This window comes from Nocardioides sp. TRM66260-LWL, from assembly GCF_020075545.1.
In the GTDB taxonomy this organism is placed as follows: domain Bacteria; phylum Actinomycetota; class Actinomycetes; order Propionibacteriales; family Nocardioidaceae; genus Nocardioides.
Genome location: NZ_JAIQZK010000002.1, coordinates 70,560 through 97,471 on the forward strand (window position 1 = coordinate 70,560; position 26,912 = coordinate 97,471).

The 26,912-nt window shown below is 76.0% G+C and carries 25 protein-coding genes and 1 pseudogene; 9 read left to right on the forward strand and 17 right to left on the reverse strand.

Annotation, left to right across the window (positions count from 1 at the left end; translation table 11 throughout):
* Positions 1 to 75: 75 nt before the first annotated feature.
* Genes K8Z61_RS06825 through K8Z61_RS06845 form a run of 5 tightly spaced genes read right to left on the reverse strand, consistent with a single transcriptional unit; the run spans position 76 to position 4,060 of the window.
* Positions 76 to 1,083 carry a DUF808 domain-containing protein gene (locus K8Z61_RS06825; RefSeq protein ID WP_224127818.1) on the reverse strand — a complete coding sequence of 336 codons (1,008 nt, stop codon included), beginning with the start codon at positions 1,081 to 1,083 and terminating at the stop codon, positions 76 to 78.
* The gene (locus K8Z61_RS06830) at positions 1,080 to 2,117 is read right to left on the reverse strand and encodes an SIS domain-containing protein (protein ID WP_224127820.1); all 1,038 of its coding nucleotides are present in this window, start codon (positions 2,115 to 2,117) and stop codon (positions 1,080 to 1,082) included. Before K8Z61_RS06830 ends, K8Z61_RS06825 begins: the two co-directional genes overlap by 4 nt.
* Positions 2,114 to 2,308 (reverse strand): Trm112 family protein, encoded by a 195-nt coding sequence (locus K8Z61_RS06835; protein WP_263430721.1) that lies wholly within the window; start codon positions 2,306 to 2,308, stop codon positions 2,114 to 2,116. Before K8Z61_RS06835 ends, K8Z61_RS06830 begins: the two co-directional genes overlap by 4 nt.
* Positions 2,305 to 3,684, reverse strand: a complete 1,380-nt coding sequence (locus tag K8Z61_RS06840) for a phosphomannomutase/phosphoglucomutase (protein WP_224127822.1) — start codon at positions 3,682 to 3,684, stop codon at positions 2,305 to 2,307. The genes K8Z61_RS06835 and K8Z61_RS06840 overlap by 4 nt, the downstream gene beginning before the upstream one ends.
* A 10-nt stretch (positions 3,685 to 3,694) precedes the next feature.
* Entirely contained in the window at positions 3,695 to 4,060 is a 366-nt protein-coding gene (locus tag K8Z61_RS06845; protein ID WP_374227928.1) for a DUF3499 domain-containing protein, read from the reverse strand.
* Positions 4,061 to 4,159: 99 nt separating this feature from the next.
* Here K8Z61_RS06845 and K8Z61_RS06850 point away from each other — a divergent pair, with 99 nt between their 5' ends.
* The gene (locus K8Z61_RS06850; RefSeq protein ID WP_224127825.1) at positions 4,160 to 4,678 is read left to right on the forward strand and encodes a metallopeptidase family protein; all 519 of its coding nucleotides are present in this window, start codon (positions 4,160 to 4,162) and stop codon (positions 4,676 to 4,678) included.
* Positions 4,679 to 4,755: 77 nt separating this feature from the next.
* On the opposite strand, the gene K8Z61_RS06855 is transcribed toward K8Z61_RS06850, so the two are convergent.
* The 3 genes from K8Z61_RS06855 to K8Z61_RS06865 form a co-directional block, all read right to left on the reverse strand.
* Positions 4,756 to 6,306 carry a DUF5719 family protein gene (locus tag K8Z61_RS06855; protein WP_224127827.1) on the reverse strand — a complete coding sequence of 517 codons (1,551 nt, stop codon included), beginning with the start codon at positions 6,304 to 6,306 and terminating at the stop codon, positions 4,756 to 4,758.
* Complete coding sequence (locus K8Z61_RS06860) at positions 6,306 to 9,257, reverse strand: glycosyltransferase family 2 protein (RefSeq protein WP_224127829.1); 2,952 nt, start codon at positions 9,255 to 9,257, stop codon at positions 6,306 to 6,308. Before K8Z61_RS06860 ends, K8Z61_RS06855 begins: the two co-directional genes overlap by 1 nt.
* A gap of 149 nt (positions 9,258 to 9,406) precedes the next feature.
* Positions 9,407 to 9,661, reverse strand: coding sequence for a WhiB family transcriptional regulator (locus K8Z61_RS06865; protein WP_224127831.1), 255 nt, complete (start codon positions 9,659 to 9,661; stop codon positions 9,407 to 9,409).
* Between the two features lie 361 nt (positions 9,662 to 10,022).
* Between K8Z61_RS06865 and cofD the strand changes: the two genes are divergently transcribed.
* The 3 genes from cofD (at position 10,023) to K8Z61_RS19250 (ending at position 12,826) form a co-directional block, all read left to right on the forward strand.
* Positions 10,023 to 11,018 (forward strand): 2-phospho-L-lactate transferase, encoded by a 996-nt coding sequence (cofD, locus tag K8Z61_RS06870; protein ID WP_224128748.1) that lies wholly within the window; start codon positions 10,023 to 10,025, stop codon positions 11,016 to 11,018.
* Positions 11,015 to 11,989: a coenzyme F420-0:L-glutamate ligase gene (locus K8Z61_RS06875; protein WP_224127833.1), complete on the forward strand. Its 975-nt coding sequence runs from the start codon at positions 11,015 to 11,017 to the stop codon at positions 11,987 to 11,989. The genes cofD and K8Z61_RS06875 overlap by 4 nt, the downstream gene beginning before the upstream one ends.
* Before the next feature lie 72 nt (positions 11,990 to 12,061).
* Positions 12,062 to 12,826 (forward strand): DUF3105 domain-containing protein, encoded by a 765-nt coding sequence (locus tag K8Z61_RS19250; protein ID WP_224127834.1) that lies wholly within the window; start codon positions 12,062 to 12,064, stop codon positions 12,824 to 12,826.
* 109 nt (positions 12,827 to 12,935) lie between these two features.
* Here the strand turns inward: K8Z61_RS19250 and K8Z61_RS06885 are convergent, their stop codons facing one another.
* On the reverse strand, positions 12,936 to 14,069 hold the full coding sequence (locus K8Z61_RS06885) for a mannose-1-phosphate guanylyltransferase (protein WP_224127835.1): 1,134 nt from the start codon (positions 14,067 to 14,069) through the stop codon (positions 12,936 to 12,938).
* Positions 14,070 to 14,132: 63 nt separating this feature from the next.
* Between K8Z61_RS06885 and K8Z61_RS06890 the strand changes: the two genes are divergently transcribed.
* Positions 14,133 to 14,873: a TIGR03089 family protein gene (locus K8Z61_RS06890; protein ID WP_224127836.1), complete on the forward strand. Its 741-nt coding sequence runs from the start codon at positions 14,133 to 14,135 to the stop codon at positions 14,871 to 14,873.
* A 7-nt stretch (positions 14,874 to 14,880) separates the two neighbouring features.
* Here the strand turns inward: K8Z61_RS06890 and K8Z61_RS06895 are convergent, their stop codons facing one another.
* Entirely contained in the window at positions 14,881 to 17,826 is a 2,946-nt protein-coding gene (locus K8Z61_RS06895) for an FG-GAP-like repeat-containing protein (RefSeq protein WP_224127837.1), read from the reverse strand.
* Positions 17,827 to 18,036: 210 nt separating this feature from the next.
* On the opposite strand from K8Z61_RS06895, the gene K8Z61_RS06900 reads away from it, so the two are divergent.
* Positions 18,037 to 18,801, forward strand: coding sequence for an NUDIX hydrolase (locus tag K8Z61_RS06900; protein ID WP_224127840.1), 765 nt, complete (start codon positions 18,037 to 18,039; stop codon positions 18,799 to 18,801).
* 33 nt (positions 18,802 to 18,834) lie between these two features.
* Here K8Z61_RS06900 and K8Z61_RS06905 read toward each other — a convergent pair.
* Positions 18,835 to 19,662: pseudogene (locus K8Z61_RS06905) on the reverse strand (EamA family transporter); the annotation flags it as partial.
* Between the two features lie 74 nt (positions 19,663 to 19,736).
* Between K8Z61_RS06905 and K8Z61_RS06910 the strand changes: the two are divergent.
* Positions 19,737 to 20,714, forward strand: a complete 978-nt coding sequence (locus tag K8Z61_RS06910) for a LysR family transcriptional regulator (RefSeq protein ID WP_224127842.1) — start codon at positions 19,737 to 19,739, stop codon at positions 20,712 to 20,714.
* Here K8Z61_RS06910 and K8Z61_RS06915 read toward each other — a convergent pair.
* Complete coding sequence (locus K8Z61_RS06915; protein ID WP_224127845.1) at positions 20,633 to 21,481, reverse strand: SDR family oxidoreductase; 849 nt, start codon at positions 21,479 to 21,481, stop codon at positions 20,633 to 20,635. The two genes, K8Z61_RS06910 and K8Z61_RS06915, sit on opposite strands and share 82 nt — an antisense overlap.
* Positions 21,482 to 21,569: 88 nt before the next feature.
* Between K8Z61_RS06915 and K8Z61_RS06920 the strand changes: the two genes are divergently transcribed.
* Positions 21,570 to 22,016: an Rrf2 family transcriptional regulator gene (locus tag K8Z61_RS06920; RefSeq protein WP_224127848.1), complete on the forward strand. Its 447-nt coding sequence runs from the start codon at positions 21,570 to 21,572 to the stop codon at positions 22,014 to 22,016.
* A 37-nt stretch (positions 22,017 to 22,053) separates the two neighbouring features.
* Here the strand turns inward: K8Z61_RS06920 and K8Z61_RS06925 are convergent, their stop codons facing one another.
* The 5 genes from K8Z61_RS06925 to K8Z61_RS06945 all read right to left on the reverse strand — a co-directional run bounded on the left by K8Z61_RS06925 (position 22,054) and on the right by K8Z61_RS06945 (position 26,058).
* On the reverse strand, positions 22,054 to 23,013 hold the full coding sequence (locus tag K8Z61_RS06925; RefSeq protein ID WP_224127851.1) for a co-chaperone YbbN: 960 nt from the start codon (positions 23,011 to 23,013) through the stop codon (positions 22,054 to 22,056).
* A 29-nt stretch (positions 23,014 to 23,042) separates the two neighbouring features.
* Positions 23,043 to 23,555 (reverse strand): PH domain-containing protein, encoded by a 513-nt coding sequence (locus K8Z61_RS06930; RefSeq protein WP_224127854.1) that lies wholly within the window; start codon positions 23,553 to 23,555, stop codon positions 23,043 to 23,045.
* A gap of 10 nt (positions 23,556 to 23,565) precedes the next feature.
* Positions 23,566 to 23,730 carry a hypothetical protein gene (locus tag K8Z61_RS06935; RefSeq protein ID WP_224127857.1) on the reverse strand — a complete coding sequence of 55 codons (165 nt, stop codon included), beginning with the start codon at positions 23,728 to 23,730 and terminating at the stop codon, positions 23,566 to 23,568.
* 130 nt (positions 23,731 to 23,860) lie between these two features.
* Complete coding sequence (meaB, locus tag K8Z61_RS06940; protein ID WP_224128750.1) at positions 23,861 to 24,856, reverse strand: methylmalonyl Co-A mutase-associated GTPase MeaB; 996 nt, start codon at positions 24,854 to 24,856, stop codon at positions 23,861 to 23,863.
* Between the two features lie 14 nt (positions 24,857 to 24,870).
* Entirely contained in the window at positions 24,871 to 26,058 is a 1,188-nt protein-coding gene (locus K8Z61_RS06945) for an acetyl-CoA C-acetyltransferase (RefSeq protein ID WP_224127860.1), read from the reverse strand.
* A gap of 245 nt (positions 26,059 to 26,303) precedes the next feature.
* Here K8Z61_RS06945 and mce point away from each other — a divergent pair, with 245 nt between their 5' ends.
* Entirely contained in the window at positions 26,304 to 26,762 is a 459-nt protein-coding gene (mce, locus tag K8Z61_RS06950; RefSeq protein WP_374227918.1) for a methylmalonyl-CoA epimerase, read from the forward strand.
* The last annotated feature ends 150 nt before the right edge of the window (positions 26,763 to 26,912 follow it).

Here is a 26,912-nt window from a genome sequence, read left to right on the forward strand (position 1 = left end):
CCTCCCAATGTAGGGCGCGCCCGCGGGCGATGGGGAATCCTCGGCGGTCTCCGGAGGGGTGGCGGACGAGCCGCCTCAGCGGGCGGCGCGACGCCGCGGCAGCAGGTGCCTCACCAGCACCACGACCGCACCGACGACGACGCCGACCGCCGCGGAGCAGGCCGTCGCCGTGAGCCAGGCGAGCACAGACCCGAGCGGGCCGTGCACGGCCTCGTGCACCGACTCCTCGAGGTGGTGGACGGCCTCGTACGGCGGGTGCCAGCCCAGGTCGTCGACGCCGACGAGCAGGATGTGGCCGCCCACCCACAGCATCGCGACCACGCCGACGGTGGAGATGGTGGCCAGCAGGCCGGGCATCGCCCGGACGAGGGCGTGGCCGACCCGGGACGCCACCGCCCCGCCGCGACGGGCCAGCGCCACGCCGACGTCGTCCATCTTCACGATCGCGGCGACCACGCCGTAGACGAGGGCGGTGATGGCGAGCGCCACCACGACGAGGATCAGCAGCCGACTGAGGAACGGCTCCTCGGCCACCTCGTCGAGGGCGATCACCATGATCTCGGCGGAGAGGATGAGGTCGGTGCGCACGGCGCCCGCGACCAGCCGACGCTCGACCGCGGCGGCGTCGGCGGGCTCGGCGGGCTCGGACGCGGCGTGCCCCGCGTCCCCGGCCTCGCCCGCCGAGCCGGACGCGTCGTGGCCGCCGTCCCCGCCATGACCGCCGTGGCCGGAGAGCCGCTCCCAGATCTTCTCCGCGCCCTCGAAGCAGAGGAACGTGCCGCCCGCCATGAGGATCGGCGTGAGGGCGCCGGGCAGGACCTGCGAGAGCAGCATCGCGACCGGCAGGATGATCAGCAGCTTGTTGCGCAGCGACCCGATCGCGATGCGCTTGATGATCGGCAGCTCGCGCTCGGCCGCCACGCCCTGCACGTACTGGGGCGTCACGGCGGTGTCGTCGACCACCACGCCCGCCGCCTTGACGCTGGCGCGGCCGGCCGCGGCGCCGACGTCGTCGACCGACGCGGCGGCCAGGCGGGCCAGCGCGGCGACGTCGTCGAGCAGCGCGAACAGCCCGCCGCTCACCGCAGGCCGTCCTCGACCAGGCCGACCCGCAGGTACTCCGCGGCGTAGAGGCCCTGCTGCAGCAGCGAGGCGTACCGGGCCACCTCGGTGGCGGCCTCGGTGCCGAGGACCTCCAGGCGCACGCCGCGCGCCTCGGCGGCCTCGGCCAGCCGGCGGCGCTGCGCGTGGACGATCGCGTCGTCCGAGCCGTCGTCGAGCACCAGCAGCGCGGGACGACGCGCCCCGCCGCCGTCGGCGAAGGGATCGTCGAAGACGTCGCGCGGCCGCGCGGCCTCGACCAGCGGCAGCACCTGCTCGACGTCGCCGGCCACCGCCGTGCGGCCGCTGGCGCGGCGCACCGCCTCGGCGACGCGGCGGGCGGCGCGCGCGGCGAGCACCGAGCCGCCCCACAGGACGGGGGTGGCGTCGGCCAGGGAGATCGCCAGCATCTTCGCGGGGTTGACCGCGATGTCGCGCTGCGGGGAGCAGGCCAGGGCGACGTCGTCCATCGCCGTGGCGACGGCCTCGGCGTCGGTCTCGGGCCCGAGCTCGATGCGGCTGAGCAGCTGCAGCACCAGCACGGCCGTCGCGAGCTGGTCGGCGCTGGTGGTGGGCAGGAGGCTGGTCCAGCGACCGGTGGCGTGCTCGGCAACCAGCGAGCCCGTCGGGCAGGCCACGACGACCTGGCAGCCGCGGCGCACGGCCTCGGCCACGGCCGAGGCCGTGCCGGGGTCGCCGCCGTCGGGGGCGAGCACCACGACGAGGTCGAGGCTGCCGGCCCAGCCGGGCAGGGCGGGGCCGGGCCACGCGACGAACGGCACGGGGCACCAGGGCTCGAGCACCGCGCGCAGGAGGCGGGAGTCGGGGCCTGCCGCGACGACGGCGCGCGGCCGGTTCAGCTCACGTCCGCGGGCGACCGCCTCGCCCACGGCGTCGGCGGCCAGCGCCGCCTCGCGCCGCACGCGGGCGCCGCCCTCGGCGAGGGTGCGCAGCCGGAGGTCGACCGATCCGAGCGCGACGGGGTCGTCGAGCCGGGACTCGTCGAACCAGCTCACGGGCGACGGGCCTCGTCGACCAGGAGCACGGGGATGTCGTCGACGACCGGGTACACCAGCCCGCACCCGGTGCAGGCCAGCTCGATGCCCTCCCCGGACGCCGCCGGCTGCTCGGCCAGCGACCCGGCGCAGGCCGGGCAGGCGATCACGGCCGCGAGGGCGGGGTCGAGGCTCGGCAGCGCGTCGCTCATGCGCCACCGCCGCGGATCAGCCCGAGCACCTCGTCGCGGATCGCGGCCATCGTGGCCTCGTCGCGTCCCTCGGCGTTGAGCCGCAGCAGCGGCTCGGTGTTGGACGGACGCACGTTGAAGGCCCAGTCGGCGTGGCTGACGCTCAGGCCGTCGAGGTGGTCGAGGGTGACGCCCTCGCGGCTGCCGTACTCCTCCTCCAGCCGGGCCAGCACGGCCGCGGTGTCGTCGACCGTGGAGTTGACCTCGCCGCTGAGCGGGTAGCGCTCGTACTGCGCCATCAGCGCGGAGAGCGGCTGGTCGGTCTCGGCCAGCGCCGCCAGTGCGTGGAGCGCCGCGAGCATGCCGGAGTCGGCGCGCCAGAAGTCGCGGAAGTAGAAGTGGCCGGAGTGCTCGCCACCGAAGATCGCGTCGGTCTCGGCCATCGTCGCCTTGATGAACGAGTGGCCGACCCGGGTGCGCACCGGGGTGCCGCCCAGCTCGGTGACGATCTCGGGCACCGCGCGGCTGGTGATGAGGTTGTGGATGACCGTGGAGCCGGGCTCCTTGGCCAGCTCGCGCGCCGCGATGAGGGCGGTGAGCGTGGAGGGCGAGACCGCCTGGCCGCGCTCGTCGACGAGGAAGCAGCGGTCGGCGTCGCCGTCGAAGGCGAGGCCGATGTCGGCGCCCTCGGCCAGCACCCGGGCCTGCAGGTCGCGCAGGTTCTCCTCGTCGATCGGGTTGGCCTCGTGGTTCGGGAAGCTGCCGTCGAGCTCGAAGTACATCGGCACGAGCTCGACCGCGTCGGTGCCGAGCCGCTCGAAGACGGCCGGCGCGGTGAGCCCAGCCATGCCGTTGCCGGCGTCGACGACGACCTTGAGCCGGCGGCCGACGACCGGCGCCAGGCTCAGCAGGTGGGCGGCGTAGGCCTCGAGGACGTCGTGCTCGGTGAGCGTGCCCGGCGTCGGGGACGACGGCGCATGACCGGCGACCACCAGGTCGCGGATCTCCGCCAGGCCGGTGTCGAGGCCGATCGGCTGGGCGTGGGTCCGGCACATCTTGATGCCGTTGTACTGCGCCGGGTTGTGGCTGGCGGTGAACATCGCGCCCGGCAGCCCCAGGTGCCCGGAGGCGAAGTAGAGCTGGTCGGTGGAGGCCAGCCCGATCAGCACGACGTCGGCACCGGCGGCGGTGGCGCCCTCGGCGAAGGCGCCGGCCATGCCGGGCGAGCTCGGCCGCATGTCGTGGCCGACGACGACCTTCGCCGCGCCGGTGACGGCGACGTACGCCGCACCCACCGCCCGGGCCAGGTTCTCGTCGAGCTGCTCGGGGACCAGGCCCCGCACGTCATAGGCCTTGAAGATGGCGTGGACGTTCTCGGCACTCAGGGTGTCGACCATGGGGCAGACACTAGCGCCCGTCGAGGGATCCCTCGGGGTCGGTGGTCAACACGCGCAGGTGACCTCGGCGACCCGCGTCGGGCTCGCCCTCCGCGCGGGCGCCGCGCGGGTCGTGGCCGGGACGGACGGGCGCGTCGGGCCGCTGCGCGCGCAGCGGACGCGCGGCCTCGCGCACGGCGTCGGCCAGGGCCAGGAGGTCGTCCTCGGACGGCTGCTGGGCGTCGAGGTCGACCGCGAGCCGCAGGACCTCCCAGCCGCGAGGCGCGGAGAGCCGCTCGCTGTGCGCCTCGCAGAGGTCGTAGGCGTGCGGCTCCGCGTAGGTGGCGAGCGGGCCGAGCACCGCGGTCTGGTCGGCGTACACGTAGGTGAGCGTCATGACGGCGGGCCGGCCGCACGCGGTGCGGGAGCAGCGGCGCGCGGAGGTCACGCGCAGACGCTACCCCGGCCTCGGCACCCCGCCGCTTAGGCTCGCGGCATGGCCGAGTCCGACGTCGTCCCCGAGCCCGCCCGCCGGCCGGACCCGCAGGCGACGCCGGGGGCGGCGCAGGAATCAGCGCGGGGGTCGGCGCCCGTCGCGCGCCGCCGCTCCCGCGACCGTCGCGGCCGCGGCATGCGGGGCCCGGGCGTGCTGCCGGCCCGCCTCGGGACCCCGGCGCTGCGCACCCGGCGCGAGCGCTTCGACGCCCTCGTCGTCGGGGTGGTCGGCGCGATCGACGCGCGCTGGCAGGACCGCCTGGGCCTGGTCGAGTACGCCGTCGAGGACGCGCCGCAGCTGCCCGACGACTGGGACAACGAGGTCGTGCCGCTGGCGTCCCTGGTGCGCGCCGGCGGCGGCCGTCCGGCCCGCCTGGTGGTGTTCCGTCGGCCGATCGAGCACCGCTGCGAGACCCGCGAGGACCTCGAGGCCCTGGTGCTGACCGTCGTCGTCGAGCAGGTCGCCGAGCTGCTCGGCGTCGATCCCGGCGAGGTCGACCCGCGTTACCGCGCCGACTGACGCCGACTGACGCCGACGGACGCCGACGGACGCCGACGGACGCCGACGGACGCCGACGGACGCCGACCGCCGCGCCGTCAGGGCAGGCCGGGACGCACGGCCGGCTGGAGGCTGCGGCGCGCCAGCTCCCGCAGCGGCAGCACGACCGCTCCCCCGGTCCGTCCGGACGCCGTGGCGACGATCGCGCCGGCCACGCTGGTGCGCTGGGGCTCGACCGCCACCAGCCGCGACGACGCGGGCAGGCTGAGCGTCACGGCGCGTCCCGGGACCAGGTCGACGGCCCGGGCGAGCACCTGGCGTCCGCGGGCGTCCCAGGCGCGGATCCGCGCCTCCCCGGTGGCGGCCGCGTCCGCGAGCACGACCTCGGAGCGACCGGCCGGCAGGGGAAGGACCGTGGTCGCGTCGAGCGCGTCGCCGGGCGCGACCTCGACGAGGTCGCCGTCGACCCGCGCGCGCAGCGTCGCGGTGACCGGCGCGGTGCCGGTGACGACGAGCCCGACGGCGTCGGCGGCCGCGCCACCGGCCAGCACGGCGTCGACGCCGACCGACCGCGCCGAGCGCGGGTCGAGGACGATCTCGCGGGCCTTCGAGGGGGTGAAGGTCGACTCGGGCCCGACCACCTGGAGACGCACGCGGACGGCGTCGTCGCCGGGGTTGGCGAGGCTGAGCGTGCGCTCGCTCGCGCGCGCCGGGAGGCCGAGCAGCGCGACCGTGCGCGCGGGGCGCTGCTGGGCGGGCAGCGTCTCGCGGACGATCGTCCCGCGGCCCAGGGGCACGACGCGGTCGAGCACGCTGGCCGCGACCCGTCCGCGGTCGGTGGTGACGTGGAGGGCCAGGCCGCCCCGCACCGGCAGCTGCTGGGCGAGGTCGATCCGGACGGTCCGGCGACCGGGGACGGCGAGGCCGCGCAGCAGCGGGGCGTCGATCGGACCGGCGGTGCCGAGCGCCTCGAGCGTGACGATCGCGCGGCCGGCGTCGGGGTTGGTGAGCTCGAGGATCGACCGGTGGGTGGCGTCCGCGCCGAGGCCGGTGAACCACTGGTCGGCCGAGGGCACCGCGCAGGCTCCGGCGGCGAGCCGGCCGCCGAGGACGCCGAGCACGCTCAGCGCGCTCGCCGCGGCGTCCTCGCCCACGACGACGCCGGCGCGCTGACCCGCGGAGCGCTGGGCGACCACGGTGCGTCGGATCGTCAGCGGCGCCGAGCGGGCCCCGACGCCGGCGCTGCGCACCGCGACCGTGCCGCGGCCGCCCGGCAGCTCGGCGTCGGTCGCGACCAGCAGGCGCCCGCCCGGGGAGGCCGGGCAGACGACCGACGTGCGCACCAGCGGGGCGTCCAGCGGCGCCTGGGGGCCGAGTCCGTCAACGCCGTGCGGGTGCACGAGCAGCCCCGCGACCAGGGTGAGCAGCGGCAGCCCGACGGCCAGGGTGGTCAGGACGTCGGGCCGGCCGCGTCCGCGCGGGTCAAGCCGCCGTCGCAGTGCGGCGAGGTCGGGCGTCGGGAGGGCCGGACGGCCAAGCGGCGCTCGCCGCCCGGGACGGGATCGGCGCGGGGCGCGGTCGGGCAGGTCGGGCTCGTCGGGCTGATCGGCCAGGTCGGGCAGGTCGGGCAGGTCGGGCAGGTCGGGCATCAGCGACGCCTCCGTCCACGTCGGGTGAGCTCGGGGGCGTCGTCCGGCTCGCCGTCGACCGGCGCCGCGGCGGCGCGTCGCGTCGGCCCGCACAGCACCGCCACGACGAGCAGCGCGACGAGCTGGACGACCAGCAGCACGGGCCGCAGGGACATGCCGTGGCCGCCGAACGGGTCGCCGAGCGGACGGTCGACCTGCCACGCGCGGGTGCGGGGGTCCTCGGCGCTGGCCTGGACGAGTCCGTCGGTGGCGTCGAGGACGGCCGCGACCTCGCCGTCGGCGGGTCGCGCCAGGACGACGTACTCGATGCCGCGGGACGCCAGCACGCCCACCGCGCCGGAGCTGGGGCGGCTGACCAGGCTCTCGATCGCGCCGGTGAGGTCGGCGTCGGGTCGCGCGTGCGCGGTGATCTCGTCCTCGCCGAGGGTGTCGCCGTCGCCGCGGCGCACGACGTAGCGCAGGCCGTCGGCCTGCGAGCCGGTGAGCACGAGGACGCCGCGGGCGTCGCCGAGCCGGGCGCTCTGCTGCATGTACGCCGGGATGGGGTCGTCGATCGCCTGGTCGACGCGGTCGTCCGGGCCCGCCACGAACCACGCCAGGCCGACGATCGGCACGAGGGCGGCGGCGCCGGCCAGCGCGACCGCGACCCCGCGACGCCACGGCGTGCCGTCGAGCAGCAGCGGCACCGCGGCCTGGGCGCCGAGCACGGCGGCGACGACGAGCGCGCCCTGGAGAACCAGCACCGGGCCGCTCAGCGAGGGGCCGACGACCACGGCGCCGAGGTGCAGCGGGACGGCGGCGAGGGCGAGCGCGACGACCACGGCGACCGCGGCGGCGATCCAGCACACCAGCACGGGGATCCGGGTCGCGCGCGGCAGCAGCGCGGCGACGGCGAGCACCAGCAGGACGACGCCGAGCCACCCCGGGGCGCCGGTGTCGGCGAGGCGACCGAGCAGCGGTCCCCACGGCGCGTCGGGCCGCGGCGCGGGGAGTCGTCCGGGGTCGAGCAGCAGCTGGCCGAGCGCCCGGTGGGCGAGGGCCGGCAGCCACCACGGCAGCAGCAGGACGCCGGGCAGCAGGAGCGCGGTGGCCGGCGGCCCCCACGCCGAGCGGTCCGCGCGGGCGCTCGGCACGATGCGCAGGCCGATCAGGGTCACCAGCGCGCCGAGGACGGCGGCCACGAGCCAGAGCGTCGGCGTGAGCGTCGTGACGACGGTCAGCAGCAGGCCCGCACGGAAGGCGGCGCGCCACCGGCGGTCGGCCTCGGGCTCGGCGAAGCCGAGCGCCGCGTGCGCGAGCCACGGGAGCAGCGCGGCGCTCGCGACCGGGCCGAGCCGCCCGTCGCCCCAGGCGCCGCTGACGACCGGCACGAGCGCCCAGGTCGTCGCGCCGCCCAGCAGCAGCCAGCGCGGCATGCCCGTCGGGCTGATCAGCCGGCCCACGACCCGCAGCAGTCGCCAGGCGCCCCACAGGCCCACCGGGACGGCCGCGATCATGACGACGCTGACCGCGAGCCCGGCACTCCCCCCGAGCGCCGAGGCCAGGAGCGCGAGCGGGAGCAGGTAGCCGGGGGCCGGCACCGAGGTGCCGCTGCCGAGCGCGTGGAACGACTCGAGGTAGAGGCCCCACCACGCGCCGGCGCCGTCCGGGGTCGGCGCGAGGCCCCCGCCGACGACGGACCCGAACGCGGCCCGCGCGCCCGCCACCGAGAGCAGCACGACCAGCGCGAGACCGACGGCGATGGGGTTGGTGAGGAACCGCGCGACCGCGCCGGTGTCCTCGGGCAGCTCGTCGTCGACCGCGCCCGTCGGGGTGCGGCGGGCCGCGAAGGAGGCGGGGTCGCGCTCGGCCGCGGCCGCGCGGCGACGCTCGGCGACGTCGGAGGCCTGGCGGGTGGCGGCGGCGACGACGTCGCCGACGAGGTCGAGGCCGTGGCGGTAGGGCAGCCACCAGGGCGCGAGCAGCCCGCGCAGGTCCTGCTGCCGCACCACCGCGCTCTCGCGCCGGCGACGCCGCGCCTCGCGCAGCTCGCCCGGCGAGCCGAGGACGGAGGCGAGCGCCGCCAGCTCGTCCAGCGCCTCGCCGACCGCACGCACCGCCAGGAAGCCGAGGACCCGGAGCAGGGTGCCGAGCGTCAGCCGCAGCACGTGCAGCGGCCACCACGGCCCCTGCCGGTTCGCCAGCAGGACGAGCAGGGCCGCGCGACGCTCCTGGAAGTGCGGGTGCCGGCCGGTGAGCGGGGTGCGCCGGACGCCGCGGTGCGCGGCCTCGGCGTGGAAGACCACCGCCTGGGGCACGACGATCGTGGTGTGGCCGGCCGCGGCCGCCCGCCAGCCGAGGTCGAGGTCGCCGCCGAAGACCGGGAAGGCGGGGTCGAGGCCGCCGAGGCGCTCGAGCACGTCGCGACGCACGAGGAGGCCCGCGGTGTTGACCGCGAGCACCTCGCGCACCTCGTCGTGCTGGCCCTGGTCGTACTCGCCGCGCTCCAGGCCCGTCTCGCGTCGCCCGGTGCCGGAGATCGTGACGCCGAGCTCGAGCAGCCGCCGGAGGGAGGGCCACTCGCGCAGCTTCGGCCCGAGGAGGTCGACGGCCGGACGCTCCCGCGCCGCCGCGAGGAGCGCGGCCAGCGCCCCGGGGTCGGGGGTCGCGTCGTCGTGCAGCAGCCAGATCCACTCGACGTCGGCAGCGACGCGGGTCAGGCCCTCGGCGACGGCCTCGGGGAAGCCGGCGGTGCCCGGCAGGGCGAGCACGTCGCCGAAGGCCTCCCGCAGCAGCACGGGGCTCTCGTCGCGGCTGCCGGTGTCGACGCAGACCACCTCGTCGATCGCCGCGCTCTGGGCCTGCAGCCCCTCGATGACGGTGGGCAGCCAGCGGGCCCCGTCATGGCTGACGAGGACGACCGCGACGGAGTCGACACGCCCGTCGATCGGCGGGGACGAGGTGGCTGACACGGTCGGTCACCCTAGCCCCGGAGCCCGTGAGGACCCTGATCGCAGCAGGAGGACCGGCAGCCCGCAGACGCACCGAGGCCCCGGCCGGAGGGGATCCTCCGGGCCGGGGCCCGATGTCCGTCGTCGAACGTCGTCGTGGGTCGGCGTCGTCAGACCGCGCGCTTCTTGAGCTTGCGGCGCTCCCGCTCGGAGAGGCCACCCCAGATGCCGAAGCGCTCGTCGTTCATGAGCGCGGACTCCAGGCACTCGGACCGGACCTCGCACGTGAGGCAGACCTTCTTGGCCTCCCGCGTGGAGCCGCCCTTCTCGGGGAAGAACGCCTCCGGGTCGGTCTGTGCACACAGCGCACGATCTCTCCAGCCGGCCTCGTCGACGCTCGCTTCGAGGAGGAACAGTTCCCTCACGTCGCGCCCCTTTCGACCCTGTGCTCGCTGCGAAGAACACTGCCGGAATTACATGCCTGTCGTACCGCGGAAGTCAAGCCCGGTTCTGCTATGGGACGGCCCCTCGTCCGACTTCCCGGGAGACGGCGTCCCGACTCGTCCGGACGGCTCGTCCCACTGGTCACACGAGGTCACTCACGCCTCACCCGTACGGCCCATCGAGGTCCGGCCGAGCGGGCCGGCGCGGCCGCCGGCGTCCCACGGATCGGTCGGCCCGGGCCGGTGGTGCAGAGTACGAGCCATGGATCGAGCCCCCGACCAGGTCCCCGAGCCGAGCCGGAGCGCCCCGCCGGCACCGTCGTCCGACGCCGCGGGCCGGACGATCCGGGCGATCACCGTCCTCTCCGGCGGCATGGGGGGCGCGCGCTTCCTCCAGGGCCTGCTGCACGGCATCGCGACCCGGGCCCTGCCCGGCGTCGCCCCGGACGCCGAGGTCACCGTCGTCGCGAACACCGCCGACGACCTGTGGGTGCACGGCCTGAAGGTCTGCCCCGACCTCGACACCGTCATGTACACCCTCGGCGACGGCATCGACCCCGAGCGCGGCTGGGGCCGGCGCGAGGAGACCTGGAGCGTGCGCACCGAGCTCGCGGAGTACGGCGTCGAGCCGACCTGGTTCGGCCTCGGCGACCGCGACGTCGCGACCCACCTGGTGCGCACCCAGATGCTCGAGGCCGGCTACCCGCTCTCCGACGTCACCACGGCGCTGTGCCGGCGGTGGCGTCCCGGCGTCCGGCTGCTGCCGATGACCGACGACCGGGTCGAGACGCACGTGGTGGTCGCCGACGCCGACGAGCCGAGCGGCCGCCGGGCGATCCACTTCCAGGAGTACTGGGTGCGGCTGCGCGCCTCGGTGCCGGCCGAGCAGGTGATCGTCGTCGGGCAGGCCGACGCGACGCCGGGCCCCGGCGTCCTCGAGGCGATCCGGGACGCCGACCTGGTCGTGCTGCCTCCGTCGAACCCGGTGGTCTCCGTCGGCACGATCCTCGGCGTGCCCGGCGTCCGCGAGGCCGTCCGGAGCACCTCCGCCCCGGTGGTCGGCCTCTCCCCCATCGTCGGCGGCACCCACGTGCGCGGCATGGCCGCCCAGATGCTCGCCGCCATCGGCGTCGAGGTCAGCGCCGCCGGCGTCGGCCTGCACTACGGCGCGCGATCGTCCGGCGGGGTGCTCGACGCCTGGCTGGTCGACGAGCGCGACGCCGGGGCGCTGCCGGCCCTGCGCGCCGCGGGCCTGGCCGCCGACGCCGTGCCGCTGCTGATGACCGACCCGGACGCCACCGTCGCGATGGCGGCCGCGGGCCTGCGACTCCTGCGGTGAGCGCCGGCGGACGCCTGGAGGTGCTCGCTCCCGACGGCCTCCCCGAGGTGCGACCCGGCGCCGACCTCGCCGCCCTGGTCGCCGACGCGGTCGAGCTGCGCGACGGGGACGTCGTGGTGCTCACCAGCAAGGTGGTCAGCAAGGCCGAGGGCCGCGTCCGCGAGGGCGAGCGGGAGGACGCGATCGCCGAGGAGACCGAGCGGGTCGTGGCACGGCGGGGCGCGACCACCATCGTCCGCACCCGGCTGGGCCTGACGATGGCCGCGGCGGGCGTCGACGCCTCCAACGTGGAGCGCGGCCGGATCGTCCTGCTCCCCCTCGACCCCGACGCCTCCGCCCGCGCCCTCCGGGCCGGCCTGCGGGCGCGCACCGGGCGACGCGTCGGCGTGGTCGTCACCGACACCGCCGGACGCGCCTGGCGCGAGGGGCAGACCGACATCGCCGTCGGGGCGGCCGGCCTGCGGGTCGCGGAGGTCTTCGCCGGTCGCGTCGACGCCCACGGCAACGAGCTGGCCGTGACGCTGCCAGCGGTGGCCGACGAGATCGCCGGCGCCGCCGAGCTGGCGCAGGGGAAGCTCGGCGCCCGGCCGCTGGCGATCGTGCGCGGGCGCGCCGACCTCGTGCTCCCGGCCGACGACGACGGCCCGGGCGCCACGGCGCTCGTGCGCCCGCCGGCCGGCGACCTCTTCGGCTACGGCGCGCGGGAGGCCGTGCTGCGCGCGCTGTCCTCCGCGCTCGGGCCGGGCGCGGACGCCGACGACGCCGGCTTCGGCGCGGTGGCGGACGCCGACGAGCTCCTCGCCGGCCTGGAGCGGGTCGGCGTCGAGGCCGTGCGCGCGGCCGACGGCGGGGTGACCTGCGCCGCCGGGCCGGACGCCGGCGCGGTCGTGCGCGCGGTCGCCCACGCCCACCGCTGGCGTCTCGGGCACGACCCCGACGGCCGCCTGCAACTGCGTCCGCGCACTCCGTAGACTGGGCGCCGGCCCACCCGGAGGTGGGGTGGCCCGCGTCGTCCCGAGACACCCAGCGAGGAAGCCCGCACCGTGGCCAAGAAGCCCGCCAAGTCCGACCGCCAGCAGGTCATCGACGAGATCCGCCGCAAGCAGCGCCGCACCGAGCGGGGCCGCGGCCTCGCGATCGTCGGCGTCTGCGCGCTCGTGGCGCTCGCGATCGTCGGCGCCACCGCGTACCGGCCCGTCAAGGACTGGTACGACGGTCGCAAGTTCGACTCCGTCGCCCTCCAGGAGGTCGGCGCGCCCGCGTCGGACTGCCAGAAGGTCACCGAGAAGAAGGCCGACGGCAACCAGCAGCACGTCCCCGAGGGCACGCCGGTCACCTACACGACCGCGCCGCCCGCCTTCGGCCCCCACTGGAACGTCGCGAACGTGGCCCCGGACCCGATGGCCCGCAAGCTCTACACCGGCACCGACCGGCCGGCCCTCGAGGCGCTCGTGCACAACCTCGAGCACGGCTACACGGTCCTCTGGTACGACCAGACCATCGCCGACGACGCGACCCAGATGGGCTACCTGCGCGCGATCGCCGACAAGCTCGGCGGCACGACCAACCAGCGCACCAAGTTCAAGGCCGTGCCGTGGCTGTCCACCGACGAGGACGGCAAGGCGTTCCCCGACGGCCAGCACGTGGCGCTCACCCACTGGACCGGCGCCGTCGACGCGCAGGGCCAGGCCGACGTCGCCTCGCAGAAGGGCGTCTTCCAGTACTGCTCGCAGGTCAGCGGCGCCGCGCTGAAGACCTTCATGGACGACTACCCGTACTTCGACTCCCCGGAGCCCTACGGCATGTGAGCCGGCGCCGGCCGACTCCGCCGACTCCGCCGCTCTCGAGCACGAGGCCCCGTCCCGGATCCGGGACGGGGCCTCGTACGTGAGCGGCCGAGAGGGCCGACGAGCGGGCTCAGACGAGGTCGGCCCGTCCGGCGTCCTTGAGCGCGCCGACCACGGCCTTGACCTCCTGGGCGCGGGATCGAGTGGTGACCAGCAGCGCGTCCTCGGTGTCGACCACGACGACGTCCTCGAGGCCCACGACCGCCACGGCGCGTCCGCCGGTGACCACGACGCCGCTGGCGTCGACCGCGTGCACGAGGTCGGCGTCGCCGAGCACCGCGAGTCGCTGCTCGGGCGTCCCCGCGGCCAGGAGGAGGGTCGCGAGGGAGTCGAAGTCGCCGACGTCGTCCCAGCCGAACGCCGCGGCGACGGTGGCGACCCGCCCGGCGGCGGCCGCCGGCTCGGCGACCGCGTGGTCGAGGGCGATCTTGGGCAGCGTCGGCCAGACCTCCTCGAGCCGGCCGAGGTCGGCGGCCAGGTCGCGCAGGGCCGCGGCGAACTCGGGGTGCCACTGCGCCAGCAGGTCGAGCAGGACGCCCGGGCGCACCACGAACATGCCGGCGTTCCACCGGTAGCCGCCCTCGGCGAGGTAGCCGGCGGCGGTCTCGACGCTGGGCTTCTCGACGAACGAGGCGACCACCTGCGCGTCGTGCCCCGCGAGCGGCTCGCCGGCGCGGATGTAGCCGAAGGCCGAGGACGGGTGGGTCGGCTCGATGCCGAGCGTCACCAGCCAGCCCTCGCGCGCGACCTCGACCGCCCGGGCGACGGTCTCGGCGAACACCGAGGCGGGGCTGATCACGTGGTCGGCGGCGAAGGAGCCCATCACCGCGTCCGGGTCCGTGCGCTCCAGGACGGCGGCGGCCAGGCCGATCGCGGCCATCGAGTCGCGGGCGGACGGCTCGGCGAGCACCGCCTCCCCGGGCAGCTCGGCGAGCTGGCCGAGGACGGCCGCCTCGTGGGCGCGGCCGGTGACCACCAGGAAGCGCTCCTGCGCCAGGGGCGCGAGCCGGTCGTAGGTCTCCTGGAGGAGCGTGCGGCCCGAGCCGCGCAGGTCGCGGAGGAACTTCGGCGCGCTCTGGCGCGACAGCGGCCAGAGCCTCGTGCCGGCGCCGCCGGCCGGGATCACGGCCCAGAAGTGCGGGATCGGCGCGACGGAGGGGGGCGGGGTGGCGGGGATGTCGGCGGGAGCCGGCGTCGTCGTCATGGCCGTCACCCTAGGGGCGGCGCCGGGCTCGGGGGCCGGCTTGCGGGCACCTAGGCTCGCGGCGTGACGATCTTCTCAGCCGTGCTCGCCCAGCAGCTGCGCCGGGAGCCCGGCCGACCGCTGATCACCTTCTACGACCACGCCTCCGGCGAGCGCACCGAGCTGTCGGTCACGACCTACGCGAACTGGGTCGCCAAGACCGCCTCCCTGCTCGACGAGGTCGGTCTCGAGCACGGCCAGCGCCTGCGGATCGACCTGCCGGCGCACTGGCTGACGCCGGTCGTGCTCGGGGCGGCCTGGACGATCGGGCTCGAGGTCGACCTCGGCTCCGCCGAGGAGCCCGACGGCGTCGTCTGCGGCCCCGACGGCCTCGCGACCTGGGGCCCGTGGGCCGCCGGCGGGTCGGCCCGGCCGGTGCTCGCCTCGGCGCTGCTGCCGCTCGGGGTGCGGTTCCGCGAGCCGCTGCCCCCCGGCGTGCTCGACCTCGGCGTCGAGGTCTGGGGTCAGCCCGACGCGTTCACGCCCTACCCGCCGGCCGAGGCCGACGACGTCGCCCTGCGGCTGCCGGGCGAGCCGCCCGCGTTCCTCTCCCAGGCCGAGACGTGGCGGACGGCCGCCGCCGGGAGTCTCCTCGCCGACGGCGGCCGCCTGCTCTCGGTCGCGAGCCCGGCTTCCCCACCGGGGTTCGCGACCTTCACCGAGCCGCTCGCGAAGGGCGGCTCGCTGGTCCTGGTGGCTCATCCCGATGCGGACCGGCTCGACTCGGTGATCACCGAGGAGCGGTGCACGCACCGGCACCCGTGAGGGCCGATCAGCCCGCCAGGTCGTAGGCCCCCATCCCGTCGCCGATCGTCCGCGGGGTCGGCGTCCCCTGGGCCACGCGCGGCAGCAGGAGCAGCGTGCCCTTGCGCCGGTCGCGGACGATCAGGTCGGTGCCGCTGCCGAGCGTCGCCGAGCGGACGCCCACGACCCAGTCGTACGGGCTGAGGTCCAGGCCGACCTTGCTGCCCGACATCAGCCCGCCCGGGCCGTTGCCGCGGTAGAGCGTCGTCGTGGAGCCCAGGCGGAACAGCGAGTCGGGCGCGCCGTCGGCGTCCCAGCGGCCCACGGGGATCTGCTGCGCGGCCTTGATCGAGCGGTGCGCCACGTAGCTGGCGCGCAGCCCGTCGACCCCGCGGCCGGGGTAGATCCGCATCGAGCCGCCCGAGGGCTGGCCCATCAGGTCCGGCCAGCCGTCGCCGGTGACGTCGCCGACGCCCGCCAGCAGCCCGACCTTGCCGAAGTCCCGGCCGAGCAGGATCGGCTGGCCCAGTCGGCCCGTCCCGTCGCCGCGGCGCAGGAAGAGGCTGCCGGTGCTGCCGTTGCGGTAGATGACGTCGCCGAAGCCGTCGCGGTCCCAGTCGCCGGCGTGGATGAGCCGGTCGGCGCCCGCGCCGGAGACGCCGGTGTCGATCGGTCGTCCGGTGTCGAAGGTGCCCGACTGCGTGTAGCGGACGAGCGAGTCGCCGTCGCGGTAGAGCAGGTCGAGCCCGTCGGAGCCGGCGATGTCGACGCCGCCCACGAGGCCGCTGCCGCCCGCGACGTTCGCGAACGGGCCACGGAAGGAGCCGAAGCGACCGTTGCCGAGTCCGGGCATGAGCTGCACAGAGCGGCCGGAGCGCCGCACGACCAGGTCGGGACGGCCGTCGCCGGTGTAGTCGCCGCCGCCGACGACCGCGTCGACCGCGCCGGCGGTGGCGATCGGCTGGGCGACGCCGAGCTCGCGGGCGGTCGCCGAGCTGCGCCGCCAGGTCAGCGCGCCCGCGCCGTCGACGACGAGCAGGTCGGCCCGGCCGTTCCCGTCCAGGTCGCCGGCCGCCGCGAGCTGCCGCGCGCCGGGCACGGTGACGCCGAGGTGGACCGGTGCGGCCAGGACGGCCCGGCGCGAGCCGTCGGAGGCCCGCTTCGGGGCGCGCCCGCGCCACAGGTCGAGCATGCCGTCGGAGGTGCGCCGGGCGACGAGGTCCGGTCGCCCGTCCCCGTCGAGGTCGCCCACGGCGGTGACCAGGTCGTGGCCGCGGAAGGTGCTGCTGAGCGTCTGCGCGGTGCGGGCGAAGTCGCCCTGACCGGTGCCCTGGTGCAGCTCGACGGCGCCGCCGGTGGTCATGGTGACGAGGTCGGCCGCGCCGTCACCGGTGAGGTCCGGGGTCACCTGCACGCGGGTGGCGTCGGACCAGCCGCGCGAGTCCGAGCGCTTGCCGGCGAACGACATCAGGCCGCCGGTCGGCAGCACCATCAGGCGCTGGTCCTTGGCGCGTCGCACGATCAGGTCGGGGTAGGGGCCGCCGGCCAGGTTGGACTCCAGCTGACGCCCGGCGAAGCCGCGCTGCTCCTCGGCGGCCAGGCGCCGGATCTCGGGGATGCGTGCGTAGAGGTACTTGCCCGGGCACGCGGTCTGGCCGGCGTCCCGGTGGCCGTTGATGGCCTGGAAGTACGACGAGCCGACCTTCTGCCGCGTCGAGGAGGCGTCGACGCCGTGCAGCGAGAGCTTCCAGGCGAACAGCGCGCCGTAGGCCTGCACCATCGCAGTGGTCGGCTTCTGCACCTCGTAGTTGCCGATCGCCGACATCGCGAAGGAGTAGTCGTTGTAGTTGAGCGTGTGGGCGCCGACCACCGGACGGTCGATCCCGCCGTAGCGGCCCTCCCAGATCCGGCCGAACCGGTCGACGAGGAAGTTGTAGCCGATGTCGGACCAGCCCTTGGACTGCGTGTGGTACGCGTAGATGCCGCGGATGATCGCCGGCACCTCGTCGCGGGTGTAGTCGTTGGCGTTCACCGTGTGGTGCACGAAGCCGGCGTGCACCTCGTAGTACTGCAGGGCGCCCTTGTCGCGCTTGGACTCGTCGGCGCCCCACTGGGCGCGGGAGTAGATGACCGGCTTCGGCGTGTACGCCGCGGCGCTCAGGGCGGCCCGCGCCGACCCGCCGTCGCTCGGCGCCGTGGCGGCCTCGACCGAGTCCGAGCCGTCGTCGCCGTCCATGGTCGCGGTGTCCAGGGCGGGACGCTCGGCGGCGGGCCGCGCGTCGGCGCCCGGGTCGATGACGGCGAGGCGGACGTCGTCCGGCACCGGGGTGCCGGGCTGGGCCGTGGCCTGCACCTGCACGTCGTCGACGTCGCCCACGAGCAGCGGATCGGTGCCGGGGCGGGCCTTCCTGCCCTCGGCGCTGTCGGGGTCCGGCCCGTGGTCGTCGTGGTACGGCAGGGTCTGCCAGTCGCTCCAGGACCGGCCGGTGCGGGTGCGCACGCGGAAGGAGAGGTCGGCGTCCGAGACCTCCTCGGCGTGCTGCCACGTGACGCCGACCGCGCCGTAGCCGGTGACCGGCTGCGGCGTGCTGGTCAGCACGGTGGCCTCGCCGCGGGCGACCCGGCGCTGGCCGACCCGCGCCTGCGGCTCGACCCGGGCCGCGGTCCGCGCCAGGGCGCCGGCTCCGGCGACCCGGCCGAGCGTGCGCCCGGCGGGGGCGGTGAGCGCGATCTCGCGCACCCTCGCCTTCACCGGCGCGGTGGGCACCTCGGAGGTGCGCCGCGCCTCGCGGACGTACGCGGCCAGCCGGCCGCTCGCGAGCGTGCCGGGGCCATCGGCGCGGCCGATCCCCGGGTGCTCTCGGACGATGTCGAGGCTCACCAGGTTGGTGGCGGGGACGAGCGCGGCGAGCACGAGCGCCAGGGCCAGCAGCTGCTGGCAGGCGGTGACGTAGCCGGACTTGGTGCGGGACATGACGACGACTCCAGTGCGGGGGAAGTTCACACGGCGGTTCGCAACTTTCACATGCGTCACAGGAGTCACGGAAGGTTTCGTGAGTAACTACAAACCTGTAATTTCCAGTCGACACGCCGTGGAGGTCGCGATTTTCTCCCGCCCCATCGGCCGCAGCAGCGGCCACCTGACCGACCCGGGCCGTTGCCGTGCCTTTGTAGGGTGAGGCGCGTGAGCACGCCGCCGACGCCGCCCGTCCTGACCCCCGTCGGCGAGGGCACGGTGCGCATCAGCTGGACCCGCGAGGAGTCCGTCGACGTCGTCCGTCGCGAGATCGCCGCCGCCCTGCTCGAGCACGCGCGCGTCGAGGTCTGGGTCGACCCCGACGACGAGGCCGGCCAGCGGGTCGCGACCTGGTCGGGCATGCGCCGCGAGGGCGTGGCCCGGGGCGTCACCGTCGACGGCGACGCCGTCGACCGCATCGTCTACGCCCGGCTGGCCACCGACGTGCCGGCCGAGACGCCCGAGGGCTTCCGCTCGCTGCTCAACTCCTTCCTGCCGCGCAAGCGCGCGATCAGCCAGATGCTCGTGCGCGACGAGGCCGACCGCGTCCTGCTCTGCCGGCTCACCTACAAGCAGGACTGGGACCTGCCGGGCGGGGTGGTCGAGGTGGGCGAGTCGCCGCAGCTCGCCGTCGCCCGGGAGGTCGAGGAGGAGCTCGGCCTGACGATCGACCCCGGTCCGCTCGTGCTCACCGACTGGCTGCCGCCGTGGGGCGGCTGGGACGACGCGCTGTGCCTGGTCTTCGACGGCGGCGTGCGCTCACCCTCGCTGCTCGATGACGCGGTGCTCCAGGCCCGCGAGATCCGCGAGGTCGCGTTCTGCGACGCCGCCGAGGTCCGGGAGCGGTGCGCGGACTTCACCGCGCGCCGCGTCGAGGCCGCCCTGGCCGCCCTGGGCGGCACCGGCGCCGGCTACACCGAGTCCGGCCGCTGAGGGCATCGGACGACGCGACCGCGAGGCCAGCGCGACGCCGCCGATGACGAGCGCCGCTCCGACCGCCTCCCCCGGCGTCGGCGCCTGGTCGAACACCAGCCAGGCCGAGGCCATCGCCACCGGCGGCGCGAGCAGCGCGTACGGCGCGACCTCCCCGGCCGGGTGCTTCGAGAGCAGGCGGCTGAACACGCCGTAGCCGACCAGCGAGGCCAGCACCGCCGTGTAGAGGGTGGAGGCGATCGCCCGGCCGTCGATCGCCGCCAGGCCGTCCGCGACGCCCCGCGGTCCGTCGACCAGCAGGCTCAGGCCGAGCGCCGGCACGGGCACCACGAGGGACGACCAGACGACGAGCGGCAGCCCGCCCTGCGCGCCCGAGCGCCGGGTCAGGACGTTGCCGGCGCCCCACGACGTCGCGCCGAGCAGGCACAGCCCGAGGCCGACCAGCGGCGCCGCGCCGCCCCGGGCCAGGCCGACCACGACCAGGCCGAGCACGCCGAGCAGCACGCCGAGCCACTGCGCGCGACGCGGGCGCTCCCCCAGCACCGCGGCGGCGCCGAGGACGGTGACGATCACCTGCGCCTGGAGCACGAGCGCGGCGAGACCGGGCGCCAGGCCCGCCGCCATCGCGACGTAGAGGAAGCCGAACTGGCCGAGCGAGAGCAGGGCGCCGATGCCGAGCAGCACGCGCCAGGGCAGGTCGGGGCGGGGCAGCACGAGCACCAGCGGCACGAGCACCACGACGAACCGCAGCGCGACGAAGAGCAGCGGCGGCACGTCGCCGCGACCCCACTCGATCACGACGAAGTTGAACCCCCAGACGGTGGCGACGGCGCAGGCGAGGAGGCGGTCGAGAGGCGGCATGCGGACGAGCGTGCCGCCCCGTCACCGTGCAGCACCAGCGATGATTCGTGGCGTCGTCGATGTAGCGTCGCTGCATGATCGACGTGATCGCCCTGGCCAGCCTCCGCGCCGTCGCCGAGCACGGCTCGGTCGTCGCGGCCGCCGACGCCCTCGCCCTGACCCCGAGCGCGGTCTCGCAGCAGATCAAGCGCCTCGAGCGGCAGGCGGGCACCCCGCTGCTGGAGCGGGCGGGCCGGGGCGTCGTCCTGACCGGCCCCGGGCGCCACCTCGCCGAGGAGGGCGGGCGCGTGCTCGCCGACCTCGAGGCGCTGGAGGCGTCGGTGCGCCGCGGCACCGGACGGGTGGCGGGCACCGTCCGGCTGGTCGCCTTCTCGACCGCCGTGCGCGGGATCGTCGCTCCGGTCGTCCGCTCGCTCCTCGACCGCCACCCCGAGCTGCGCATCCGGATCAGCGAGCGGGAGCCGTGGGACGCCGTCGACGACCTCGCCGGCGGCCGCGCCGACCTCGGCCTCGTCCACCGCTGGGGCGAGGTGCCGCTCGCGGTGCCCGACCACCTGGCCGTGACGCCCGTGGCGGCGGACGTCGCCGACGTCGTCCTGCGGCGCGACCACCGGCTCGCCGGTCGCGCGTCGGTGAGCCCGCACGACCTCGTCGACGAGTGGTGGATCTCCACCCCGCCCGGCACCATCTGCCGCCAGTGGCTGGGCCGCATGCACGACGGCACGGGACGGCCGCCCCGGGTGGCGCACGAGTCGTGGGAGTTCGCCTCCCACCTCGCGCTGGCCGCGGCCGGGCTCGGCATCGCCCTCGTGCCCCGCCTCGGCCGCGGGCCGCTGGACCCCGATCTGCGCGCCGTCCCCGTCACCGACCCGGTGCCGACCCGCACCATCGACGCGCTGCACCGGCGCAGCATGGGCGGCTCGCCGGCGCTGGGCGCCGTCCTGGGCGCGCTCGTCGAGGCGGGCGCCGCTCAGCCGTCGATCGCCGACTCCAGCGGCGTCGGCTCGACGCCGCCGACGGTGGCCACGACGTCGCTCACCGCCGCCAGGTAGCCCTCGCGGGCCGAGGCGCCGAACGAGGCGAGGAGGCCCGCGATCTCGGCCGGGAGGCCCACCGAGGCCAGGCCGGCGGCGTAGGCCGCGTCGTCGACGTGGACGACCTCCACCGGCCGGCCGCCCCGGCGCGAGGCGAGCCCGGCGAGCTCCTCGGCCGTCCAGGCGCGCGGGCCGGTGACGTCGTACGCCCGTCCCTCGTGCCCCTCCCCCGTCAGCACGCCGACGGCCACGGCGGCGCAGTCGGCCCGGGTGACGTAGGCCGTCGCGCCGTCGCCCGCGTTGGTCACCAGACGGCCGGACGCGATCGCGGACGCCAGGGCGTCGCCCTGCATGTCGGCGTAGAGGTTGTTGCGCAGCAGCGTCCAGGCCAGGCCGCTGGCGCGCAGGGCCTCCTCGGTGGCGGCGTGATCGGGGACGACGGCGGCGGGGTTGGTCGGCTCGGGACGCGTCACCGAGGTGTAGGCGAGGTGCTCGACGCCCGCGGTCTCGGCGGCCCGGACGGCCGCGACGTGGCCCGCGATGCGGTCGCCGACCGCGTCGGTCGAGATCAGCAGCGCGCGGCGGACGCCCGCGAAGGCCGCCGGCAGGGTGTCGGGGCGGTCGAAGTCGGCGACCCGGACCTCGGCGCCGCGGGCGGCGAGGTCCGCCAGCCTCGCGGGATCGCGGGTGAGCAGGACGACCTCGTGGGCCGGGACGCGCGCGAGCAGCCCCTCCGCGACGAGGCGGCCGAGCTGGCCGGAGGCTCCGGTGACGGCGATGGACATGGACGACTCCTCGGATCGAATTCCGTCGTCACGCTGACGACGGATCAGAAATGTAGTCATCCTGACGACGATCCGGCAAGATGGGTCCGTGCCCGCGCCGACCAACACCCGCTTCGCCGTCGCCGTGCACGTGCTCGTCTACCTGGCCGCCGTCGCGGAGGCCGGGCGCACCGCGCCGGTGGGCTCCGAGGAGCTCGCGGCGAGCACGAAGGTGAACGCCGTGCACGTGCGCACCGTGCTCGGCCCCCTGCGCGAGGCCGGGCTCGTCCGCTCGCGTCCCGGCGCGCGCGGCGGCTGGGAGCTCGCCGTGGCGGCCGAGTCGCTCCCCCTGTCCCGCGTCTGGCGGCTGCTGCAGGGGGACGACCCGGTGCTGGGCCTGCACGGGCCCGCGCCCGAGTGCCCGGTCGGCCGCGGCGTCCAGGCGTCGCTCGAGCGTCTCGACGCCGAGGTGGCCGACGCGGTCGAGGCCCGACTGGCCGGCGTCACGGTCGCGGCGCTCGCTGCGGGCATCGACCTGGCGGCGACGACCCGCTGAGCCCTCGTCGGGCCCGGGTGGGGCTGGGCCGGCGGACTCAGAAGAGCGCGGAGGCCAGGCTCTGGCGTCCGCGGAGCACCCGCGGGTCGTCGTTGCCGACGGCGGCGAACAGGCTGACGAGGTGCTCCCGGGCACGCGTGCGGTCGGCGTCGGCCGTGCGGCGGACCAGCTCGACGAGGCGGCCGAACGCCTCGTCGACCCGCCCGTCGAGGAGGTCGAGGTCGGCGGCGAGGATCTGCGCGTCGACGTCGTCGGGCGCGGCGTCGGCCGCGGCGCGGGCGGCGGCCGGGTCGGCGTCGCGGGTGCGCAGCAGCACGCGGGCCATCGCCAGCCCGGCAGCGGCCTCGTGGTCGGCGGGGTTGGCGTCGACCAGGCGCTGGTACTCCGCGATCGCGGTCTCGACGTCGCCCTCGGCCAGGGCGGCGTCGGCGGCGGCGTAGCGCGGGTCGACGGCCTCGCCCTCCTCGTCGGCGGCCTCCGCGTGCCGCGGCTGGTGGCGTCCGGTGATGCCCTGCACGGTGAGCTGCTGCATCACCTGGGTCAGCGCGGTGCGCAGCTCGGCGATCGGCAGGACGTCCTGGAGCAGCGGCGCCGGACGACCGTCGATGATCGCCACGACGAGCGGGATCGACGGGATCTGCATGGCCTGGGCGATGCCGGGCTCGGCGTCGATGTCGACCAGGCCGGCGAGGAAGCGGCCCTCGAACTCCGCCGAGAGGGTCGCGACGTCGTCGGCGAGCTGCGCGCTCTCCGGCATGCGGCTCGGCGAGTAGAAGACGAGCAGCACCGGCGCGGTCATCGACGCCTCGACCACCGCCTGGAAGGCGGCCTCGGTGATGTCGACGGCGTACGCGGACGCCGCGCCGCCCGCCGCGGCCGGGCCTCCGACGCCGCCTCCGCCCGCTCCCGCGGCGGGAGCGCTCGGCGCCGCCGGGGCGGGCCGCTTGAGCGCGGAGAGGTCGATCGCACCGGGACGGCTGAAGGGCACCTGCGTCATGGCGTCATCCTAGGGACGCGCCGACGAGGTCAGGGCCGGGGGCCGCGCAGGCCGGACTGCTGGACGACGCGCTGGATCACCAGGTCGCGCCGGTCGGGGCTCGGCACGTACCGGATGTCGCGCAGGCCCTGCTCCTGGGCCGCGGACTCGAAGACGAAGTGGCCGAAGCCCAGCAGGCGTCCGTGCACCGGCTTGACCACCGTGATGTCGAGGATCCGCGAGAGCGGCATCGTCGCGAGGCTCTGGCCGAGGACGCCGTGGATGCGGAAGACCCGCATGTTGGTGATGACGAACCGGTCGCGCGCCTCGCGGAGCACGCCCCAGGCGGCGCGGCCGAGCAGCCAGAAGGCGACGAGCAGGAGCAGCCAGGCGATCTGCATCCACACGAACGCCGCGCCGACCAGCACCCCCAGGCCGAGCAGGCCCTCCAGCACCGGACGCACGTACGCGGCCCAGTGGTGGTGCACCGCGTCGAGGACGACCTCGCCCTCCTCGCGCAGGAGGTGGCGCTCGATGTCGGGATGGAGCAGGGAGCCGGCCATGCCGGACGGCTCAGCCGAGCTCGCGGATGAAGGTCAGGAGACCGTCGAAGAGCCGGCCGCCGAGGTCGACGGTCTGGGCGGCGCCGCTGCGGGCCACGTCCGCGAGGCCCTGCGGGTCCTGGACGAGCCAGAAGCCCACGAAGAGCACCACGAGGGCGAGGATCGCCTTCTTCATCGTCGCTTCCGTCCTGCGGGCCGAGGGGACGGCGCCTCAGGCGCCACGTACGCCCCAGTGGTATCAGGCGGGAGGCCGCCCGGCCGGCAGGCGCGCCGGGGCTGGACCGATCAAGCCTGGCCCGGCCGCGTCAGCCCTCGGCGCCGGCGTGCGCCGCCAGCAGCGCGTCGGCGGCGCGGTATGGATCGAGCGCTCCCCCGGCGACGTCCGTGGCCAGCCCCTCGAGCGCGCCGTGCCGGCCGACGTCGGCCCAGCGGCGCCGCAGCTCGGCCACGGCGATCGCCTCGACCTCCTGGCGGGCGCGGCGGGTGCGACGGCGCAGCAGCTCGCCGGACTCGCGCAGGAAGTCGTGGTGGCGTCCGAGCTCTACCACGACCTCGTCGAGCCCCTCGGCGCGGGCGGCGCTGATCTTGAGGATCGGCTGGCGCCAGGCGCCGTCGCGGCGCTCGGCCAGCGAGAGCATGCCGCGCAGGTCGCGCCGCACCTGGTCGGCGCCGTCGCGATCGGCCTTGTTGACGACGTACAGGTCGCCGATCTCGAGGATCCCGGCCTTGGCGGCCTGGATGCCGTCGCCCATGCCGGGCGCGAGCAGGACGATCGTCGAGTCGGCCTGCGCGGCGATCTCGACCTCGCTCTGGCCGACGCCGACGGTCTCGACCAGCACGACGTCGAAGCCGGCGGCGTCGAGCACCCGGATCGCCTGCGGCGTGCTCCAGGACAGGCCGCCGAGGTGGCCGCGGGAGGCCATCGAGCGGATGTAGACGCCGTCGTCGTCGGCGTGGTCCTGCATGCGGATGCGATCGCCGAGCAGCGCGCCGCCGGAGAACGGCGAGCTCGGGTCGACCGCCAGCACGCCGACCCGGCGTCCGGCGCGGCGCAGCTCGGCGACGAGCGCGTTGGTGGTCGTCGACTTGCCGACGCCCGGCGAGCCGGTGAGGCCGACCACCTGGGCGCGGCCGGTGTGCGGGGCGAGCGCCGCCATCACCTCGCGCAGCAGCGGGGACTCGTCCTCGACGAAGGAGATGAGCCGGGCGATCGCGCGGACCTGCCCGTCCCGGGCGGCCGCGACGAGATCGGGGACCGACGCCGTGCGGCGCCGGCCCCCGACGGGCTCGTGGTGAGGGATCGTCGACCCCGCGATCAGGCCTTGGGCACGCGGACGATCAGGGCGTCGCCCTGGCCGCCGCCGCCGCACAGGGCAGCCGCGCCGATGCCGCCGCCGCGACGCTTGAGCTCCAGCGCCAGGTGCAGGACGACGCGGGCGCCGGACATGCCGACCGGGTGGCCGAGCGCGATGGCGCCGCCGTTGACGTTGACCTTCTCGTCGGGCAGGCCGAGCTTGCGGGTCGACTCGATGCCGACGGCGGCGAACGCCTCGTTGAACTCGACGAGGTCGAGGTCGTCGACGGTCAGGCCCTCCTTCTCCAGCGCCTTGGCGGTGGCGTTGGCCGGCTGCAGCTGCAGGCTGGTGTCGGGGCCGGCGACCATGCCGTGCGCGCCGATCTCGGCCAGCCACTCCAGGCCGAGCTCCTCGGCCTTGGCCTTGCTCATGACGACCACGGCGCAGGCGCCGTCGGAGATCTGCGAGGCGGAGCCGGCGGTGATGGTGCCGCTCTTGGAGAACGCCGGGGGCAGCTTGCCGAGCGACTCGACGGTGGTGTCGCCGCGCACGCCCTCGTCGGCCGAGACGACGATCGGGTCGCCCTTGCGCTGCGGGATCGAGACCGGCACGACCTCCTCGTCGAACACGCCGTTCTTCCACGCGGCCGCGGCCTTCTGGTGCGACGCGGCGGCGAAGGCGTCCTGCTCCTCGCGCGAGAGCGCGGTGCCCTCGGCGTTGATCTGCTCGGTGAGCCCGCCCATGGCCTGCTGGGTGGCCTGGTCGTAGAGGGCGTCGTAGGCCATGGAGTCGACGAGCTTGGTGTCGCCGAACTTGAAGCCGTCGCGCGACTTGGGCAGCAGGTGCGGGGCCAGCGTCATCGACTCCATGCCGCCGGCGACGACGATCTCGGCCTCGCCGGCGCGGATCAGCTGGTCGGCGGTGGCGATCGCGTTGAGGCCCGAGAGGCAGACCTTGTTGATCGTGATCGACGGGACGCTCATCGGCAGGCCGCCGGCGATGCCCGCGGAGCGAGCCGGGTTCTGGCCGGCGCCGGCCTGGATGACCTGGCCCATGATCAGGTAGTCGACCTGGTCGCCGGACACGCCGGCCTTCTCCAGGGCGCCCTTGATCGCGACGCCGCCGAGGTCGGCGGCGGTGAGGGTCTTGAGGCCGCCCAGGAGGCGGCCGATCGGGGTGCGAGCACCGGCGACGATGACGGAGGTCATGAGGATTCCTTCACAGCGAGGGTGTGTCCCGGGCGACGACCCCGGGTGGCGCGGCGGGCGGGCGAGCGGCCGGGCCGCTCGAGGCTCCGGTGCACGACCGGTCTCCCGACGGTCGGACACTACTCGCCGACATCCGGACGGGACGACCGGACGCGTCCACTGAGACGGGCGCCACCCCGAGGCCGTCCCCCTCGGCGCCGCCCGCCCGTGAGACGCGTTGCGATCGGCGCGCCCGGGCGGTCACGATGCGTGCCATGAGCGACCTCTCGATCCCCGAGCACCTCTTCACCGCCATCGACCACGTCGGCATCGCCGTCGCGGACCTCGACGAGGCGATCGCCTTCTACGAGTCGACCTTCGGCATGAAGGTGGCGCACCAGGAGGTCAACGAGGAGCAGGGCGTGCGCGAGGCGATGGTCGCCGTCGGCGACTCGGGCTCCTTCATCCAGCTCCTCGCCCCGCTGGACGACTCCTCCACGATCGCGAAGTTCCTCGACCGGTCGGGCCCGGGCGTGCAGCAGATGGCCTACCGGGTCACCGACGTCGACGCCGTCAGCGCGATCCTGCGCGAGCGCGGCGTCCGCCTGCTCTACCCGGAGGCCAAGCGCGGCACGTCCGACTCCCGCATCAACTTCGTGCACCCGAAGGACGCCGGCGGCGTGCTCGTCGAGCTGGTCGAGCCGGCCGCGCACGCGCACCACTGACCCGGCGTCCGACCGCACGTCCCCGGTCGCCCTCGCGGCGGAGGCATTCCGCCAGGCAAGACGCGGGTCCCACGACATGAGACGGGTCCCACACGTGGACCTGTTCCCGGCCGTCGTTACCCGCGGGTATCTTCCATCCGTCCATCCGCC

What these genes read in the sequence shown, in the direction of transcription:
- K8Z61_RS06835 (WP_263430721.1), bottom strand. Translation starts at nt 2,308, where the DNA reads ATGAGCGACGCGCTGCCGAGCCTCGACCCCGCCCTCGCGGCCGTGATC.
- K8Z61_RS06840 (WP_224127822.1), bottom strand. Translation starts at nt 3,684, where the DNA reads ATGGTCGACACCCTGAGTGCCGAGAACGTCCACGCCATCTTCAAGGCC.
- K8Z61_RS06845 (WP_374227928.1), bottom strand. Translation starts at nt 4,060, where the DNA reads ATGACGCTCACCTACGTGTACGCCGACCAGACCGCGGTGCTCGGCCCG.
- K8Z61_RS06850 (WP_224127825.1), top strand. Translation starts at nt 4,160, where the DNA reads ATGGCCGAGTCCGACGTCGTCCCCGAGCCCGCCCGCCGGCCGGACCCG.
- K8Z61_RS06855 (WP_224127827.1), bottom strand. Translation starts at nt 6,306, where the DNA reads ATGCCCGACCTGCCCGACCTGCCCGACCTGCCCGACCTGGCCGATCAG.
- K8Z61_RS06885 (WP_224127835.1), bottom strand. Translation starts at nt 14,069, where the DNA reads ATGACGACGACGCCGGCTCCCGCCGACATCCCCGCCACCCCGCCCCCC.
- K8Z61_RS06895 (WP_224127837.1), bottom strand. Translation starts at nt 17,826, where the DNA reads ATGTCCCGCACCAAGTCCGGCTACGTCACCGCCTGCCAGCAGCTGCTG.
- K8Z61_RS06910 (WP_224127842.1), top strand. Translation starts at nt 19,737, where the DNA reads ATGATCGACGTGATCGCCCTGGCCAGCCTCCGCGCCGTCGCCGAGCAC.
- K8Z61_RS06915 (WP_224127845.1), bottom strand. Translation starts at nt 21,481, where the DNA reads ATGTCCATCGCCGTCACCGGAGCCTCCGGCCAGCTCGGCCGCCTCGTC.
- K8Z61_RS06925 (WP_224127851.1), bottom strand. Translation starts at nt 23,013, where the DNA reads ATGACGCAGGTGCCCTTCAGCCGTCCCGGTGCGATCGACCTCTCCGCG.
- K8Z61_RS06930 (WP_224127854.1), bottom strand. Translation starts at nt 23,555, where the DNA reads ATGGCCGGCTCCCTGCTCCATCCCGACATCGAGCGCCACCTCCTGCGC.
- K8Z61_RS06935 (WP_224127857.1), bottom strand. Translation starts at nt 23,730, where the DNA reads ATGAAGAAGGCGATCCTCGCCCTCGTGGTGCTCTTCGTGGGCTTCTGG.
- K8Z61_RS06945 (WP_224127860.1), bottom strand. Translation starts at nt 26,058, where the DNA reads ATGACCTCCGTCATCGTCGCCGGTGCTCGCACCCCGATCGGCCGCCTC.
- mce (WP_374227918.1), top strand. Translation starts at nt 26,304, where the DNA reads ATGCGTGCCATGAGCGACCTCTCGATCCCCGAGCACCTCTTCACCGCC.